16 protein-coding genes and 1 tRNA gene are annotated in these 17222 nt (G+C 63.5%); 9 read left to right on the top strand and 8 right to left on the bottom strand.

The window, feature by feature from the left end:
- Positions 1-315 precede the first annotated feature (315 nt).
- The 3 genes from AX725_RS08810 to AX725_RS08800 all read left to right on the top strand — a co-directional run bounded on the left by AX725_RS08810 (position 316) and on the right by AX725_RS08800 (position 4736).
- The gene (locus tag AX725_RS08810; protein WP_060977513.1) at positions 316-1575 is read left to right on the top strand and encodes an N-acetylmuramoyl-L-alanine amidase; all 1260 of its coding nucleotides are present in this window, start codon (positions 316-318) and stop codon (positions 1573-1575) included.
- A gap of 109 nt (positions 1576-1684) precedes the next feature.
- Complete coding sequence (locus AX725_RS08805; protein ID WP_060977514.1) at positions 1685-4204, top strand: penicillin-binding protein 1A; 2520 nt, start codon at positions 1685-1687, stop codon at positions 4202-4204.
- A gap of 88 nt (positions 4205-4292) precedes the next feature.
- On the top strand, positions 4293-4736 hold the full coding sequence (locus tag AX725_RS08800) for an RrF2 family transcriptional regulator (RefSeq protein WP_060977515.1): 444 nt from the start codon (positions 4293-4295) through the stop codon (positions 4734-4736).
- A gap of 18 nt (positions 4737-4754) precedes the next feature.
- Here AX725_RS08800 and AX725_RS08795 read toward each other — a convergent pair whose 3' ends face one another.
- On the bottom strand, positions 4755-5756 hold the full coding sequence (locus AX725_RS08795) for a sensor histidine kinase (protein WP_060977516.1): 1002 nt from the start codon (positions 5754-5756) through the stop codon (positions 4755-4757).
- Between the two features lie 270 nt (positions 5757-6026).
- On the opposite strand from AX725_RS08795, the gene AX725_RS08790 reads away from it, so the two are divergent.
- The 3 genes from AX725_RS08790 to AX725_RS08780 all read left to right on the top strand — a co-directional run bounded on the left by AX725_RS08790 (position 6027) and on the right by AX725_RS08780 (position 9627).
- Positions 6027-6188 carry a YezD family protein gene (locus AX725_RS08790; RefSeq protein WP_081097200.1) on the top strand — a complete coding sequence of 54 codons (162 nt, stop codon included), beginning with the start codon at positions 6027-6029 and terminating at the stop codon, positions 6186-6188.
- 141 nt (positions 6189-6329) lie between these two features.
- Positions 6330-8819, top strand: coding sequence for a TonB-dependent receptor (locus tag AX725_RS08785; protein WP_060977518.1), 2490 nt, complete (start codon positions 6330-6332; stop codon positions 8817-8819).
- Between the two features lie 37 nt (positions 8820-8856).
- Positions 8857-9627 carry a sulfite exporter TauE/SafE family protein gene (locus AX725_RS08780; protein ID WP_066114140.1) on the top strand — a complete coding sequence of 257 codons (771 nt, stop codon included), beginning with the start codon at positions 8857-8859 and terminating at the stop codon, positions 9625-9627.
- Positions 9628-9637: 10 nt separating this feature from the next.
- Here the strand turns inward: AX725_RS08780 and AX725_RS08775 are convergent, their stop codons facing one another.
- Both AX725_RS08775 and AX725_RS08770 read right to left on the bottom strand, forming a co-directional pair.
- Entirely contained in the window at positions 9638-10450 is an 813-nt protein-coding gene (locus AX725_RS08775) for a formate/nitrite transporter family protein (protein WP_060977520.1), read from the bottom strand.
- Positions 10451-10516: 66 nt separating this feature from the next.
- A complete protein-coding gene (locus AX725_RS08770; protein ID WP_060977521.1) occupies positions 10517-11074 on the bottom strand; it encodes a LemA family protein in 558 nt (185 codons plus the stop codon).
- A gap of 53 nt (positions 11075-11127) precedes the next feature.
- On the opposite strand from AX725_RS08770, the gene AX725_RS08765 reads away from it, so the two are divergent.
- On the top strand, positions 11128-12078 hold the full coding sequence (locus AX725_RS08765) for a DUF3137 domain-containing protein (protein ID WP_060977522.1): 951 nt from the start codon (positions 11128-11130) through the stop codon (positions 12076-12078).
- A 104-nt stretch (positions 12079-12182) separates the two neighbouring features.
- Here the strand turns inward: AX725_RS08765 and AX725_RS08760 are convergent, their stop codons facing one another.
- The 4 genes from AX725_RS08760 to yajC all read right to left on the bottom strand — a co-directional run bounded on the left by AX725_RS08760 (position 12183) and on the right by yajC (position 15657).
- The gene (locus AX725_RS08760) at positions 12183-12575 is read right to left on the bottom strand and encodes an Mth938-like domain-containing protein (protein WP_060977523.1); all 393 of its coding nucleotides are present in this window, start codon (positions 12573-12575) and stop codon (positions 12183-12185) included.
- A gap of 27 nt (positions 12576-12602) precedes the next feature.
- Positions 12603-13577, bottom strand: coding sequence for a protein translocase subunit SecF (gene secF / locus AX725_RS08755; RefSeq protein ID WP_060977524.1), 975 nt, complete (start codon positions 13575-13577; stop codon positions 12603-12605).
- A 15-nt stretch (positions 13578-13592) separates the two neighbouring features.
- A complete protein-coding gene (gene secD, locus AX725_RS08750; protein ID WP_060977525.1) occupies positions 13593-15197 on the bottom strand; it encodes a protein translocase subunit SecD in 1605 nt (534 codons plus the stop codon).
- 133 nt (positions 15198-15330) lie between these two features.
- Positions 15331-15657 carry a preprotein translocase subunit YajC gene (gene yajC, locus AX725_RS08745; RefSeq protein WP_060977526.1) on the bottom strand — a complete coding sequence of 109 codons (327 nt, stop codon included), beginning with the start codon at positions 15655-15657 and terminating at the stop codon, positions 15331-15333.
- Between yajC and AX725_RS20900 the strand changes: the two genes are divergently transcribed.
- On the top strand, positions 15656-15856 hold the full coding sequence (locus AX725_RS20900) for a hypothetical protein (protein WP_155646055.1): 201 nt from the start codon (positions 15656-15658) through the stop codon (positions 15854-15856). The genes yajC and AX725_RS20900 overlap by 2 nt on opposite strands.
- Positions 15857-15865: 9 nt before the next feature.
- A tRNA-Pro gene (locus AX725_RS08740) sits at positions 15866-15942 on the top strand.
- Between the two features lie 30 nt (positions 15943-15972).
- Here AX725_RS08740 and AX725_RS08735 read toward each other — a convergent pair.
- Positions 15973-16962, bottom strand: a complete 990-nt coding sequence (locus AX725_RS08735; RefSeq protein WP_060977527.1) for an aldo/keto reductase — start codon at positions 16960-16962, stop codon at positions 15973-15975.
- Positions 16963-17222 lie beyond the last annotated feature (260 nt).

Genomic DNA, 17222 nt, shown 5'->3' with positions numbered 1-17222 from the left:
TAAAGCGTCAACCTGGTGATACGGCATCCGCGGCAATCGAGGCCGCAATGCTGTCAGTGAGTACGGGCGATGGCCGTCAAGCCAATGAGCCGCAAGGCTTTGCTAGCATCGCCCGCGCAATACAGCAACAAAAAGCTCAACCGCACGAACGCCCGGCCGTTATTGAACAGGGACGCGGCGCAATAGCGTATGTTGCCCGCGCCCAGTCTTGCCGATTCATGCTGAAATTCCTGTTAACCAGGTCGTTTCACAGGGTTTTTCCCGCTTAACCCTAATCCTGCCTTCATCAAGCGATCAGGCAGGAATCCGGGAATCATGAAATTGCACTGGACCGGACATTCGCGCCGGGGGCATAACAGGGCTATGCTGTGGCTGACCTCCCTCTGCGCGTCGATGGCATGCACCATGCCCGTCCATGCGGGCGAGGTTTCGAATGTCGAAATCCGCGCCAACCAGGTGGTGCTTCATTTCAATGATCCTATAGAAAGCGCCAGCAGCTTCGTTTTGAGCGGCCCCGACCGCATCGCGATCGACATCAAGGGGGCCACCGCGCGCGCCAATGCGCTGACCCAGCAGGGCCTGTTCCGCAATGTCCGCATGGCGCAGTTCGACAGCGATACCGCGCGGATCGTGCTCGATCTCGATCGGCCGGCGATGGTGAGCGCAGGGACTTTCTCCGACGATGGCCGGAGCCTGACCCTGTCGGTCAAGGAGCTTGGCTCGTCCGAGCTTGCCGGCGTGCTCAATGCCCCGCGCCAGTCGTTCGTCCCCCCGGCCAATTTTCGCGCAGAGCCGCCGCAGCGCCGCTACAGCGTGCGCATTCCGCTGCCCAAACCGAGCAAGGCGCCGCCGCTGCCCAGAATTGAAGGCCCCAAGGATGACAGCCGTCCGCTGGTGGTGATCGATGCCGGGCATGGCGGCCACGATCCGGGCGCGATCAGCCCGCATGACGGGACGCGCGAAAGCAAGGTCACATTGCAGGTCGCCCGCGCCATTCGCGACGAACTGCTCAAGACCGGCCGCGTGCGCGTGGCGCTGACGCGCGACAGCGACACCTTCCTGGTGCTGCAGGAACGCTATGGCATTGCGCGGCGTCTGGGGGCGGACCTTTTCATTTCGGTCCATGCCGATGCCGCCGCCTCGCAGACCGCGCGGGGCGCCACCATCTACACGCTGTCCGAAGTGGCTTCGGATCGCGAGGCCGCTCGGCTCGCCGCGCGCGAGAACAAGGCCGACATACTGAACGGCGTGAACCTCGCCGATGCGCCGTCGGACGTGTCGTCGATCCTGATCGACCTGACCCAGCGCGAGACGATGAACCTCTCTGCCGATTTCGCGCGGTTGCTGCGGCGTGAAGGCGAGGCGAAGATGAACTTTCGCACCGATTCCCACCGTTTCGCCTCGCTGATGGTGCTGAAGGCGCCCGATGTGCCGTCGGTGCTGCTCGAGACAGGCTATGTCAGCAACGAGGAAGACATCGCGCTGCTCAATTCCCCCAGCTATCGCAAGCGCATCGCGGAATCGGTGAGCCAGGCGGTAACCGTATTCTTCGCGCGCAAGCTGGCGTCGCGCTAGGAACTGTAAACTCCTCCCGCAGCTTGCTGGGGAGGATTGAATGTCTCCAATCCGCTCTGGCCCAATCCGCTCTGGCCTTGTTCAGGAATCCTGTGCTAGTCGCGCGGGCATGAGCGAGGGTGAAAGCGGCGGTTCCGCCTATAGCATGCGGCGTGACGGCGAGGGCGCGATGGTGGCCCTGCGCGATGCGTGGCAGAAGCGCTGGGTGCGCTGGGCGACCTATCTGCTGGGTTTGGCCTTGCTGGGCGTTTTCCTGATCTGGGTGATCTTCGCGCGCGATCTGCCCTCGGCCGATACGCTGGTCGACTACGAACCCGATCTGCCGACCATGGTGCGCGGCGTCGATGGCGAGATCGTCAACAGCTATGCGCGCGAGCGCCGCGTGCAGTTGCAGTACAAGGATTATCCGCTGCCGCTGATCCGCGCGTTTCTGTCTGCCGAGGACAAGAACTTTTTCTCGCACAATGGCCTTGATTATCCGGGCCTCGCGTCTGCCGTGTTCGATTATGTGACCAAGCTGGGATCGGGCCAGCGCGCGCGCGGCGGTTCCACGATCACCCAGCAGGTCGCGAAGAATCTGCTGCTGGGCGACGAATATTCGATCACCCGCAAGATTCGTGAGGCCATCCTCGCCTATCGCATCGAGGACGTGCTGACGAAGCAGGAAATTCTCGAGCTCTATCTCAACGAGATCTATCTCGGCCGTAACGCCTATGGCGTGCAGGCAGCAGCACGCGCCTATTTCGGCAAGGACGTGGCCGACCTCAAGCTGCACGAGGCGGCGTATCTGGCGATCCTGCCCAAGGCGCCGTCAAACTATCGTCCCGAAGTCCACATGGAACGCGCGCTCGAGCGCCGCAACTGGGCGCTGGGCGCGATGCAGTCGAACGGCTGGATCACGCGAGCGCAGATGCTTGCCGCGCAGGCCGAACCGCTTGGTACCATCCCGCGCACCGGCGACAATTTCGAGAAGGTCGGCGGCTATTTCGTCGAGGAAGTCCGCCGCCAGCTCGTCGAGAAATTCGGCGAGAAGCGCGAGGACGGCCCTAACAGCGTCTATGCTGGTGGCCTCTGGGTGCGCACCTCGCTCGACCCCGCTATGCAGCGGGCCACCACCGAGGCGTTGCGCGATGCACTGCTGCGCTATGATCGCGGCAGCGGCTGGAGCGGTCCGCTCAACACAATCGAGATGGACGATCAATGGGCCTCGCGCCTCGCATCGACCTATATCGATATCGATTACGAGAACTGGCGCGTCGCGGTGGTGATCGACAAGTCGGCCAGTGCAGCCGAAATCGGCTTTGCCAATGGCGACAAGGGCGTGCTGCCGCGCTCGACCGCGACGATGCCGCGCAAGCGCGTCGGCAGCACCGCGTTCGATTCGATGAAGCCCGGCGATATCATCGCGGTCGCGCCGATGGCGGGCGATACCTATGCGCTGCGCAACGTGCCCGAGATATCGGGCGGCATGGTGGTGCAGAACCCGCGCTCGGGCCGGGTCTATGCGATGCAGGGCGGGTTCGATTCGCAGATTAGTCCGTTCAACCGCGCCACCCAGGCCGATCGCCAACCGGGTTCGACGATCAAGCCTTTCGTCTACGCGACCGCGCTCGACAACGGGATGACCCCGGCGACGCAGATCGTCGATGGCACGTTCTGCGTCTATCAGTCGGCGAGCCTGGGCAACAAGTGCTTCCGCAATTTCGGCGGATCGGCGGGCGCGGGTCCGCAGACGATGCGCTGGGGCCTCGAACAGTCGCGCAACCTGATGACGGTGCGCGCCGCCAATGATGCGGGCATGACCAATGTGGTCAAGACGATCAAGGCGGTCGGCATCGGCGACTACAAACCCTATCTGTCGATCGCGCTGGGCGCGGGCGACACCACGGTGATGAAGATCACGAACGCCTATTCGATGCTGGTCAACCATGGCCGCGAGCTCAAGCCGACACTCATCGATTATGTGCAGGACCGTCGCGGCAAGGTGATCTTCCGCTCGGATCCGCGCGTGTGCGAACGCTGCAACATGCCCAAATGGGATGGCAAGCCGATGCCGCGCTTTGCCCAGCGCGGGCGGCAGATCCTCGATCCGATCACCAGCTATCAGGTCGTGCACATGCTCGAAGGCGTGATCACGCGCGGCACGGCGGTGACGCTGGCAGACCTCAAGCGGCCGATGTTCGGCAAGACCGGCACCACCAGCGGCCCGACCAATGTGTGGTTCGTCGGCGGCACGCCCGATGTCGTGGCCGGCGTCTATCTGGGCTTTGACCAGCCGCGCAGCATGGGTGGCTATGCCCAGGGCGGCAGGCTCGCCGCGCCGGTGTTCAAGCAGTTCGCCAAGGAAATCTTCCCCAGCCTGCCGGTCAGCGAGTTCCTCGCCCCGCCGGGCACGCGCATGGTGCGCATCGATCGCCGCTCTGGCCGCCGCGTCTATGGCGCCTGGCCGGGCAACGAGGCCAAGGCGGCGGTGATCTGGGAGGCGTTCAAGCCCGAAACCGAACCGCGCCGTTCGATCCGTCCGGAAGAAATGGCCGCAGCGGTCAAGGCAGTGCAGAAGCGCACTGGTCCAGCCGCGCGTGCGCGCAGCGACAGCGAGTTCCTGCAGCAGCAAGGCGGCATCTACTGACGCGCCGAGGGCGACGCATCGCGCAGGGCGTTTCACTCTACCGTTCGGGTTGAAAAATCGGGCTGGGAAGCGTAACGGGCATTGGACCATGCTCAGCCAGAAAGTCCGCTACACCATCCGTGCCTTGCAGCACCTCGCCGATCATTACGGCCAGGGGCTGGTGCATCTGGACGAGATCGCCTCTGCGCAGAACATTCCGCCGAAATTCCTGACCGTGATCCTGTCGGAAATGGCGCGGGCAGGGCTGGTGCATTCGCAGCGTGGCAAGGATGGCGGCTATGCGCTGGGCCTGGCGCCGGTCGATATCCGCTATGGCGATATCGTTCGCATCACCAGCGGATCGTTGGCGCTGGTGCCCTGCGCCAGCCGCTATGCCTATGAAAAGTGCAAGAACTGCCTGGCCGAGGATGAGTGCCGGCTGCGCGCGCTGATGCTCAAGGTGCGCGACGAGACGGCGGTGATCCTCGATCAGATCACGCTTGCCGATCCGATCGCACCGGTGGCTGCATTCGAAGGCGCCATGGTCGATTGATTCCAGGCGCTGGCCGGTTCAGGCGGCGAAAACCACCTGCCAGGCCGCGCCCTTGCGCAGTCCGGTCAATGCCTTGACCTCGCCGCCCAGCTGCGCGGCAAGCGATTGTACAATCCGGGTACCCAGGCCTTTGCCTGCCGTGATATCGACACCCTGCGGCACTCCGCGGCCATTGTCGCTGACGGTCAGTGCGAGCCGCTGAGGATCGAGCTGTTCGAGCTTGAGCGTGATCGTGCCGCCATCCTCGGCAAAGGCGTGCTTGAGGCTGTTGGTGACGAGTTCGGTGACGAGCAGCGACAAGGTGGTCAGCCGTGCGATGTCGAGCTTCACCGCAGGCATGTCGACCAGGCACACGATGTTGCGCGCGCCTGTCGCCTGCAGCAGGTCGGTGCAGATTTCCTGGAAATATTCGGCCACCGGCAGATCGACCGAGGCGGGATCGTAGAGCCGGCGGTGGATGCGCGACATCGTCTCGATCCGGCTCTGCGCCTCGTCGAGCGCCGAGCTGGCCGAGGCCGGATCGGTCGCCACCTTGCGCTTCTGCAGCTGCAGCAGCGCCGAGACGAAGGTCATGTTGTTGGCGACACGGTGCTGCAGTTCCTGAAACATGGTGCGCTGCTGGTCGTACAGCTCTTCGGTGACCTGCTTCTTGGCTTCCAGCCGATCGGCGGCGCGGTGCATGAAATGGATCAGCGCAATGTCGACCGTCACGATGAAAATGTAGAAGCCGATCGCGATCGTGCTCGCCCCGTCCATCACGAAGCTGTTGACCGGGGGGATGAAGAAATAGAGCGCCGCAAGGCCGCACAGCACGGCACACAGGACCCCTGGCCACAAGCCGGCCAGAAAGGTCGTTACGATCACGGCGGGGAAAAAGGTGAGATAGGGGAATCCAGGCGGGAGCGTGCCCTGCAGGTGGAAGCGGCTGAACAGTGCCAGAGCGAAAGTGCCGATCGAGAGGCCATAGCCCAATCGCCAGTCACGACGAAACAGCGTGCCTGCCTTTACGAACCGGTTCATCGTCACTCTCGTCAGCAGGATAGCGGATGCAAACGTCCGCGAAACGTCTTGTAAAAGCCAATTTTTGGCGGTGCAAGCCGATGACGTGGTCGATTTCGCCCAGAAATGGCGCGATTTTGCGCTCTGGCGCTTGCCCGAGGCGGTTGGTCGTCCGGCTTGGGGGAGCAAGAAAATCTATCTTGCCAACTGGAATGGTAGAGAATAGCCTTTTTGTTGCGGGCCATGCTGCATGCAGCCGGTCCGCACCAGATTTTCTCGAGGAGTGAACCGATGCCTCCTGCCAAGTCCGACACCGCCGCACTGCGTGCGCCGCTGCCGATCTCGACCATTTCCGATGCCATTTCCCGACTGCGCTATGGTGCCATCGTGCTGACCGTGCACAACGGCAAGCTGGTGCAGATGGACGTGACCGAGCGCCAGCGCTTCAGCTGAGCTTCCACGCCAAGCTATCCCTCTGACTGCCGGGACCGGGCTGACCGGACGGGCATTTTTCGAGCGTTTCTCCATGTTGCCCAACACGCTGCGTGCCGACCGGACATCCGGAAGCACTTCCAATTCCGGGGGTCTTTCCAAATGTCCATTTCCGTATCCGCGCGCGCATCGCTTGCGGCGCTGGCCTTCGCACTCGCCATCCCTTTCCAGGCGCAGGCAGCCGAAACCGATGGCGATGCCGTGCAGGCCGATTCCGTTGATCAGGCCGATGCCGCCGATGATCAGGGCGATAACGTGATCATCGTGACCGCGCGCCGCCGAGACGAGGATATCCAGGACGTGCCGATCGCGCTGTCCGTGATCGATGCGGCGCAGGTGGATTCGCAGGGCTTGTTCAACATCAACCGGTTGACGCAGATCCAGCCAGCGCTGCAATTCTATTCGACCAATCCGCGCAACACATTCATCAATATCCGCGGCATCGGTGCACCGTTCGGCCTCACCAATGACGGGTTCGAACAGGGCGTCGGCATTTATATCGACCAGGTCTATTACAACCGCATCGCCTCGGCGACGCTGGACTTTGTCGATGTCGAACAGGTCGAGGTGCTGCGCGGACCGCAGGGCACGCTGTACGGCAAGAACACCACCGCAGGGGCGATCAACATCCGGACGCGCGCGCCAAGCTTCACCTTCGAGGGTCGTGCGGAACTGAGCGTCGGCAATTACGATGTCAAGCAGGCCAAGGCGACGATTTCCGGTCCGATCTCGAACACTCTCGCGGCGCGGCTGAGCCTGTCCTCGACCGATCGGCGCGGCACTATACTCAACGTGAAGACCGGGCAGAACGTCAACAGCCTGGATAATCTGGGCATTCGCGGCGCGCTGCTGTGGCAGCCGAGCGACAGCTTCAAGGTCACCCTGTCGGGCGATTACAATATCCAGGATCCGATCTGCTGCGCGCAGATCTATGCCCGTGTCGGCACCACCCAGCGTGCGGCGAACAGGCAATATGCCGCGCTGATTGCGCGCTTCCCGGGCTATCGGGTGCCCAGCACCGATCCGTTCGATCGCGTCACGGATCTCGATGCCAATATCCGCGCGCGCAACGAACATGGCGGGGTGTCGGCGCTGGTGGAATGGGAGCTCGGCAAGTTCGCGCTGACCTCGGTCAGCGCCTATCGATACTGGGACTGGACCCCGGCCAATGACCGCGACTTTACCGGCCTGCCGATCTTCCTCAAGGTCAACAACCCGACCCAGCAGAAGCAATATACCCAGGAATTCCGCCTGAACTATGAGGCGGAGCGGCTGAACTTCGTGCTCGGTGCATTCGCCTTCTATCAGGAAATCCGCACCCAGGGCATTCAGGAACAGGGCCCGGCGGCGAGCGCCTGGCTGCTCAACCCGACCAGCGCGCTGTCGAACAACCCGGCGGTGCTCAACGGCGTGGTCGCGAACAACGACATCCGGCTCGACAACACCAGCCTCGCCGCCTTCGGAAAGCTGAACTGGAAGGTCACCGATCGGTTGACCGTCTCGCCCGGTATCCGCATCAATTACGACAAGAAGCAGGGCCAGTATGACTCGGTGGTGACCGGCAATGCCTCGAACGGCACGCGGCAGATCGTCAGCAATGTGCCGACCAGCCCGTTCTTCGACGATCCCTGGATTGCCGCGCAGCGCGGGGTTCAGGCCTCGCAGTTCTTCGAGGTCGATTTCAGCGACTGGAATCTCTCGTACGACCTCAATCTGGGCTACGAGATCAGCGATACCGTCAACGCCTATGCAACCTATGCGCGCTCGTTCAAGACCGGCGGCGTCAACCTCAACGGCGTGCCCGGCCGCGCGGACGGTTCGGCGGCGCTTGAGGTCGCGGTAATCAAGCCCGAAAAGGTCGACCATTTCGAGATCGGCCTGAAGACCAAGCTGTTCGATCGCAAGGCGACGCTCAATCTCGCCGCCTTCTGGACCGACATCCAGGATTTCCAGGCCAGCGTCATCAGCAATATCAGCGGCAGCAACGTGCTGCGCGGGTATCTCGCCAATGCCGACAAGGTGCGCAGCCGCGGGGTCGAGGCGGACTTCCGCGTCCAGCCTTCGGATCGCTTCACCGCCTATGTCAGCGGGGCGTTCACCGATGCCGAATTCGTGCGCTTCGTCGATGCGCCGTGCCCGCCGGAGCTGGCCGGCGGCACCACGGTGACGGGAACGCAGGTGCCGGGCCCGGCCGCAACGCCCGGCGCGCTCAGCCCGGCCAATTGCGATGTCTCGGGCCAGTGGCTGCCGGGCGTGTCCAAATGGGCCTTTTCCTGGGGTGCGGAGTACAATGTTCCGGCCACGGTGTTCGGCCTCGATGGCAATGCCTATGCGGGCTATGACGCGAACTTCCGCTCGAAATTCTCGTCAAACGCATCGCGGTCGATCTACACCGATATCGATGCCTATTCGCTGCACAATTTCCGCGCCGGATTCCGCACCGACAAGTTCGATTTCTTCGTGTGGACCCGCAATGCCTTTGACGAGGAATATTTCGAATCGCTCGCCGTTACCCCCGGCAATACCGGCCTCATTTCCGCTCAGATGCCCGATCCCCGCACCGCTGGCCTCACGGTCTCGGCGCGGTTTTGAGGGTGATTGAAACTTCCTCCAGCAGAAGGGACCGCACGTGCCGGACCTTGGAATACTGAACCCTGCCGATATCTGGCCCTATATCCTGGTCGGCGTTGCCGCGCAGATGGTCGATGGCGCCCTGGGCATGGCCTTTGGCGTCATCTCCAGCACGCTGCTGGTCTCGGTGCTCGGCGTGCCACCGGCGCAAGCCTCGGCAGGCGTGCATTTTGCCGAAGTGTTCACGACCGGTGCGTCGGGGCTCAGCCATGCCTGGCACCGCAATATCGATTGGGGGCTGTTTGCCAAGCTGGTGCTTCCGGGGGTCGGCGGCGGGATATTGGGCGCCTATGTGCTCGCCAATGTCGATGCGGGGGTCGCCCGGCCGCTGGTCATGGCCTATCTGACCGGCATCGGGCTGGTGCTGCTCTATCGCGCCTGGCGCTTTCCCACGCCAAAGTTCCATGATCCGCGCATCGTCGCGCCGCTGGGTGCGGCCGGGGGCTTTCTCGACGCTGCGGGTGGCGGCGGATGGGGACCGGTCGTCACCTCCAACCTGCTCATCCAGGGCGGCGAGCCGCGCAAGACCATCGGCACGGTCAGCGCGTCCGAATTCTTCCTCACCGTGTCGATCTCGGTCACCTTCATCCTCACCATGGGGTTCGAGGCCTTCACCACCGCGACGATCGGTCTGCTCATCGGAGGGGTAGTGGCCGCGCCATTTGGCGCGATCCTCGCCAAGAATGTGCGTCCGCGCCTTTTGCTGTTCATGGTCGGCACGGTGCTCACCATCACCAGCGTTTACAGCATCTGGAAGGCGCTCAGCTGACCGACCGGGCTCAGATCTCTTCGCGGACCTGTGCATAGGCCAGGGCCGCGAAGATCACCGTACCGCCGATGACATTGCCGACCAGCGCCGGGAGGATGCCGCCGAACACGGCCTCGATTGGACTGATTTCACCCTTGAGCATGACGATGAACAGCTCGGTCGATCCGGCGACGACATGCGAGAAGCCGCCCAGACCGATCATGTAGGTGACGATCGTGATCATCAGCACCTCGCCCGCGCTTTCGATCCGCGGCAGCATCCACACAAGCGAAGCGATCATGAACCCGGCCGGCATGCCCCAGAGCATATGGTCAAGCGGGGCGACCTCGGCATAATGGCGCGAAACGCTCAGCACGCCTGACATCTGGAGCGGCGGAATGATCCCGGCATGCACCATCAGGATGGCCGCTATCAGGCATCCGGTCATGTTGGCGGCAAACACGATACCCCAGAGCCGTGCTGTCCGGTTGAGCCGCGAAATCGACGGGTAGGCGAGCAGTGGCAGGATGGGGGTGACCGTATTCTCGGTGAACAGCTGCATCCTGCCCATGATCACGACGAGAAATCCCACCGAATAACCCAGGTTAGTGACCGCCGGTGCCCATGCAGTATCGGGGAGCAGGGCGGTCAGGATGCCCTTGCACAGGATCGACAGGCTGATGGCCAGCCCGGCCCCGACGCCCGACCACCACAGGGCGGAAAACGGGCGGGCAAGCTCGTGGCGGCCCGAGCGGCTGATCGCGCGATAGATCAGCGCGGTGGTGACGTCCGCCAAGTCCTCGAGCGCGGGCTCTGTCGTCTTGCGCCTGCTGTTTCGTGCCATGTGCCCCCCGTGTGAACGCGCGTATCGCTGTCCAACGCGCCAGGGGGAGCGATCGTTGCCTTCGGCCTAGAAGCTGACCTTGGGCGCTGCGCCGACCGTGGCGCGCTCGTCGCTGCCCAGTTCCCAAAATCCCTGCGGTTTGAAGCCCAGCGCGCCTGCGAACAGCACGGCAGGAAAGGATTCGATACCCGCATTATAGTCGGCGCTCGCGGCATTATACGCGCGGCGCGCGGCGGCGAGCTTGTCCTCGACATCGGCCAGTTCGTGCTGCAGCGTCTGGAAATTGGTATTGGCCTTGAGGTCGGGATAGGCCTCGGCCAGTGCGAACAGGTTCTTCAAGGCACCGCCCAGCGCCATTTCCGCGCCCTGCGCCTCGGCCGGGCCATGGGCGGCCAGCGCACGGCCGCGGGCCGCGATCACCGCTTCGAGCGCGCTTTTCTCGTGCGCGGCATAGCCCTGGACGGTGCTCACCAGATTGGGGATCAGGTCGTGCCGCTGGCGCAGCCCCGCATCGATATCGGCCCAGCCCTGGCGGCAATTGGCGCGGAGCGACACCAGCCGGTTGTAGATCAGGACCACCGCCAGCAGGACGATGACTACGATGCCGAGTATGATCCATTCCATAGACAGTCCCCCGATATACGGCCTAGCATTACCATGGCGCTAGAGGCGGGGGAATGCCGGTGATCACAATAGCCGATGTCGATACGCTGCTGGCGGGCGAACTTGGCCAGTGGCTGCAGGCCCAGACGAGCGCACGCGAGGAGGCCAAGCGCAAGGCAGCAAAGCGCATGGTGGGCGGCCTTGTCCTGGGGGCGCCGTTCCTGCTGGGCTTTTTCTGGGACGGTGGCTGGGGGCAAGCCGTCGGTTTCGTCGGCCTTGCCATCATCGCCATCGGCTTCACCATGGGGGGCATCATCCGCCAGAACATGGTGAGCAGTCTGAAGCGCGAGATCAACAGCGCGCTCGCGCGCAGCCTCGGCGTCGAATACAGCCCCGAAGCCGCCTTCGGAGACGAGTTCAACCTCGCTTATGCCTATGATCTGCTCCCGGGCTATACCCGCAAGACCTGCGAGGATTGCTGGCAGGGCGAGATCGGCGGCACGCCTTTTCACCTGTACGAGGCGCATCTGATCGAGCGGCGCGGGTCGGGAAAGAATCGGCGCGACGTCACGGTGTTCCGCGGGGTCATTCTCAAGATACGCTTCGCGCGGCAATTCCATGGCGTGACCCTGGTGGAGCGCCAGCGCATGCGGCTGACCTGGTTCGGCGACAGCCAGACCAAGAACGGCATGAAGCTCGACCGGGTGAAGATGGTCGACCCCCGGTTCGAGGACACGTTCGACGTCTATGGCAGCGATCCCGTGGAGGCGCGGTATCTTGTCCACCCCGCTTATTGCGAGCGGCTGGTCGCGCTGGAGGACAAGTTCGAGGGCAAGGGCCTGAAGGCCCTGTTCCACAAGGGCGATGTCGTGGTGACCGTGAAAAGCGAGGATCTGTTCGAGAGCGCTTCGCTCAATCCTGATCGCGACCGCGAATTGCTCGGACGGACGATCGAACAGTTTCGCGCATTGGCCGAGATGATCATGAGCTTGAATGAACGGCGAAGGGAAGGGGCTTCAACGTGAGGCATTCGTCACCCCCGCGAAGGCGGGGGGCCGCTATTTCGAATGAGCGTAGAACAACAGCGGGATTCCCGCTTTCGCGGCAATGACGTAGCAATAGCGGACGCCTAAAGCCCCATGATCGCAGCGGCGATCCAGCGCTCCTCGGAGCGCAATATGCCCCAGGCGCGGGCGGCGGCGCGGCTGTCCATCACCTCGACGCCGATACCGCGCTCTTCCATGGCCCGGATGAAGGCGCGGGGAGGGTGGGTCATGGCGCCACCTGTGCCGAGCAGCATGAACTCGGGCGGCGGGTCGAGCGCCAGCACCTGGCCCATCGCGCTGACATCCAGCGCCTCGACCGCCGGTGCGTCCCAGGGCATGGCCGAAACCGGCGTCAACACCAGCGCGCCGTCGACCCGGCGCTGGCCCAGATTGTCGCCGTCTAGCTTGAAGCCGCGCGCGGTAAAGCCGGTAATCACCGGGCCGGACGCGCGCGGATCCTGCGTGAACTCAGCCATGGATGACGCGACCAGCGAATCCGGCGATCACAGGCCTTCCTTGAGCTTGGCCTCGGCCTTGTCCGCCTCTGTCTGCTGCGGCACGAAGCTGTGCGGGCCGACGCCGAGCCAGACCAGGATGGGGTTGGCCATGTAGATCGACGAATAGCAGCCGACGAACAGACCCAGCGTCATCGCGGCCGTGAAGCCGAAGATCACGCCCGGGCCGATGAGCAGCAGCGCCAGCAGCGCGATCAGCATCGTCAGCGAGGTCATCACCGTGCGCGACAGCGTCTCGTTGGTCGACAGGTCGAGCAGCGAGATCATGTCCATCTTGCGATATTTGCGCAGGTTCTCACGCACGCGGTCGAACACCACGATGGTATCGTTCAGCGAATAGCCGATGATCGTCAGCAGCGCGGCGATGATGTTGAGGTTGAACTCGAGCTGGGTGAGCGCGAAGAAACCGAAGGTGATCGCCACGTCATGGAACAGCGCGAACAGCGCCGCGACCCCGAACTGCCATTCGAACCGGAACCAGATGTACACCGCGATCGCGATCATCGCGAAGACCAGCGAATAGACGCCGGTGGTCAGCAACTCTTCCGACACCTTGCCCGAGACCGAATCCACCCCGTCGATTCGCGCGCCCTGCGCCGCATATTCCTTGGTGATCATCGTGGTTACGCGCTTGGTGACGGCGTTGACCTCATCCGGATTATCGCCGTCCAGCCGCATGCGGACCGAGACCTGGTTGGGCTGGCCGAAGCGCTGGATGGTCGATTCGCCGAGGTTCAATGCCTCGATATCCTCGCGCAACTCGGCCACCGGGGCTTCGGCCACCTTGTCGAACGTCACCTGGATCATCTGGCCGCCGACGAAATCGACGCCGAGGTTGAGGCCTCGCACGCCGACCAGCACGAGCGATGCAACGATCGAAAGCAGGCTGATCGTCATCGCCAGCTTGCGCCAGCGCAGGAAGCGGAAATTGGTGTTGTCGGGGACAAGCTTGAGGAGCTTCATGGTTTCAAGCCTTCCTTAAATGTGCAGTTCGCGCGGACGTTCGCGCTTGAGCCACAGGGCGACGAACATGCGCGTCACATAGACCGCGGTCCAGACCGAGGTGACGATGCCGATCATCAGCACCACGGCAAAGCCGCGCACCGGGCCCGAGCCGAACAGGAACAGCAGCACGGCCGCAATGACGTTGGTGATATTGGCATCATAAATCGCGCGCGAGGCTTCGGTATAGCCGACCTCGATCGCCTGGATGATCCGCCTGCCGTTCTTGCGTTCCTCGCGAATGCGTTCGTTGATCAGCACGTTGGCGTCCACCGCCGCGCCGATGGTGAGCACGAAGCCGGCAATGCCCGGCAGCGTCAGCGTGGCGTTCATCAGCGCCATGATGCCCAGGATCAGCAGGATGTTGAGCACCAGTGCGATATCGGCATAGACCCCGAACCGGCCATAGGTGAGCACCATGAACACCAGCACCGCCAGCGTGCCGAGGCCGCCTGCGATTAGACCGAGCTGAATCGATTCCGTACCCAGATCAGGCCCGACCGAACGTTCCTCGACCACCTTGAGCTCCACCGGCAGGGCGCCGGAGCGCAGCGCGATCGCGAGCTGGTTGGCGCTTTCAGTGGTGAAGCTGCCCGAAATCTGCGCCGATCCGCCCAGGATGGGCTCGTTGATATTGGGTGCGGAGAGCACTTCGCCATCGAGGATGATCGCGAACGGCTTGTTGACATTCTCCTGGGTCAGCCGCGCGAAACGCGCGCCGCCATCACGGTCGAAGGTGATCGACACGACAGGCTCGTTGGTTTGCGGGTCGAAGCTCGCCTGCGCATTGGTCAGCTTGTCGCCGCGAATGCCGCCCAGACGCCGTACCGCGATCGGGGTGCCGCCTGCAGGGTTGGTCGGATAGGGAATGATCTCGCTGCCCACCGGCGCGCGGCCGGCGGCGATATCCTCGGGGCTGGCGGCCTGGTCGACCAGCTTGAACTCGAGCTCGGCGGTCTTGCCCAGCAGATCCTTCAGCGCCTGCGGATCGTCAAGGCCGGGCACCTGCACCACGATACGGTTGTCGCCCTGGCGGATGATCGTCGGCTCGCGCGTGCCCATTTCGTCGATGCGCTTGCGCACGACTTCGGTCGCGGTTTCCATTGCCTGGTCGAGCGCCTGGGTCAGGCCCGCCTCGGTGGGGGTGAGCACGATGCGGCTGGTATCGCGCACCTCGATGTCCCAGTCGCGCTGCCCAGTCAGGCCCGCGCCGCTGGTCAGCGGCAGGATAAGCTCGCGCGCGGCATCGACTTGGCTGACGTCGCGCACCAGGAAGGAGAGCTTGCCGCCCTCGCGCGAGATATCGCCGATGCCGATCCGCGGCTTGGCGCTGCGCATCGCGGCGCGCACGGTCTCTTCCATGTTCTGCAGGCGTTGCGCGGCGACGTCCTTCGGGTCGCCCTCCAGCAGGATATGGCTGCCTCCCTGAAGGTCGAGCCCCAGGTTGATCTTTTCCTGCGGCAGGAACGAGGGATAATATTTGGCCGCGCCCGCAGGCAGCAGGCTGGGGATCGCCATCAGCACGCCCAGGGCGAGGATCAGGCTGATCGAGATCGTTTTCCAGCGCGGAAAATCTAGCATTCGTGTTGCTTCCTTGGCAGTGCTGGCTCGGACGCGGCGGTGTGCCTGGTCCGCTCAGCGCGGGCCGGATGTGCGCGCCATATATTCATGCGCGCAACAGGCGGCAAGGCGGCAGGTCGTTCCCGCTCGCCGCTCAATCGTTGGCGGGCGCGCCGCCCGGCTGGATGACGTCGCTCAAGGTCGCCTTGACCGCGCGCACCTTGGCGCCACCCAGATCGATCTCGACATAGGCGTCGTCGACCTTGGTCACCTTGCCGACCAGACCGCCGCCGGTGATGACCTGATCGCCGCGCTTGACCGCATCGATCTTGGCCTTGTGCGCCTTCATCTGGCGCTGCTGTGGGCGGATGATCAGAAAATAGAAGATCGCCAGCAACGGCACGAACATCAAAAGCTGGGTCCAGGCCGGTGCGGCGCCAGGGGCAGCGGCGGCCAGTGCGAGCAGGAGTGTCGAGTCCATGGGCGTGATATCCGAATGTCTGAAAGGAAAAGGGGAGCGATTGGCCGATAAACAGCCGGTCGCAGCGATGCGCGCGCCTATCATCATCGGCCGCGCAAGGCAATTGGCGATCACCTTGCGCCAACTTGTGCATCACGGGGTTGCCAAGCGCGCCGCATCGCCATATAGGCGCGCTTCGCTTTTGCCGCAGGCGCGGTGAAAGCCCGGTCGGGACGTAGCGCAGCCTGGTAGCGCATCACACTGGGGGTGTGGGGGTCGGAGGTTCGAATCCTCTCGTCCCGACCAATTCATCGCCGCAACATTGGTGCGGACGACTTACCCGAACATCTCCGTCTCGATCGTCCGCTGCATCGCCTCGCTGTAGCGCGGGCCGCTGACGGTGTGTTCGTTGATCAGTTCGTCGATGCGGGCTGCGGCGTCAGCCGGGATGATCCAATCCTTGCGCGCGAAATTTTCTTCCATGTGCGCGATCGAGGCAGTGCCGGGGATGGCGACGATATGGTCGCCGCGCGAGAGCACCCAGGCGAGGGATAACTGCGCCGGTGTCACCTCCAGCTCGGCGGCGATCGCGTTGAACGCTTCCGCCAGCGCGCGGTTCTTCGGCCAGTTCTCGGCATTGAAGCGCGGCATTCCGCGGCGTAGGTCCTTGTCGGTCAGCGCGTCGGCATCCTGCACGCCATTGGCCAGCACGCCGCGCGCGACCGGCGAGAAGGCGACGAATGTCGTGCCAAGCTCTGCGCATGCATCAAGCACGGCGATTTCCGGCTCGCGCGTCCATGGCGAATATTCGGTCTGCATCGCCGCGATCGGGTGCTCCTTCGTCGCACGACGCAGCGTTTCGGCCGACATCTCGGACAGGCCGATGCTTCCGATCTTGCCCTCCTTGATCAGGTCGGCCATCGCGCCGACCGATTCCTCGATCGGCACGTCGCGGTCGCGGCGGTGCATGTAATAGAGGTCGACATGGTCGGTCTGCAGGCGGGTGAGCGATTCATCGATACAGCGCCGGATCGTCTCGGGACGGCAGTTGATGCCGCGCTTCTCGCCTTCGATGACGATTCCCATCTTGGTTGCCAGGAAGAATTCCTGCCGCCGCCCTTTCAGCGCCTCGCCGATCAGCGTCTCGTTATGCCCCAGGCCATAGATATTGGCAGTGTCGAGATGGTCATAGCCCAGGTCCAGCGCGCGATGGAGCAGCGCGGTGGCGGTCTCGCGCGCAGGCAGATTGCCATAGCCCCAGCTCAGCGACATGCAACCCAGGCCGATCGCCTGGACGGGGCGGTTGTTGATCGTGCGTGTGGTCACTGGTGGTTCCTGCGGAGTGAGGGGGGAAGAGCGTTCGTGCCGATTGCGCTCGCACACCCGGCAAGCTCAGGTCAAGACGCTGATTCGGGCGTCGGGGCATCGGCGAGTGGCGCTGATGCCCGTCTGTCCCAACCGGGTGCTGCTCGCGCGCTTCAACTCAACGCACGGCGTGCTGACGTTCCTTGGCTTGGAAAGCCAAGGGGGCAAGTAAGTAACGGAAAAATAGGGGTGTTCGTTCATCGTCTTGCCACCTGGGGTCA

The organism is Blastomonas sp. CCH9-A1, assembly GCF_001557175.1.
Taxonomy (GTDB): Bacteria; Pseudomonadota; Alphaproteobacteria; order Sphingomonadales; family Sphingomonadaceae; genus Blastomonas; species Blastomonas delafieldii_A.
This window is presented reverse-complemented; position numbering and strand designations above follow the sequence as displayed.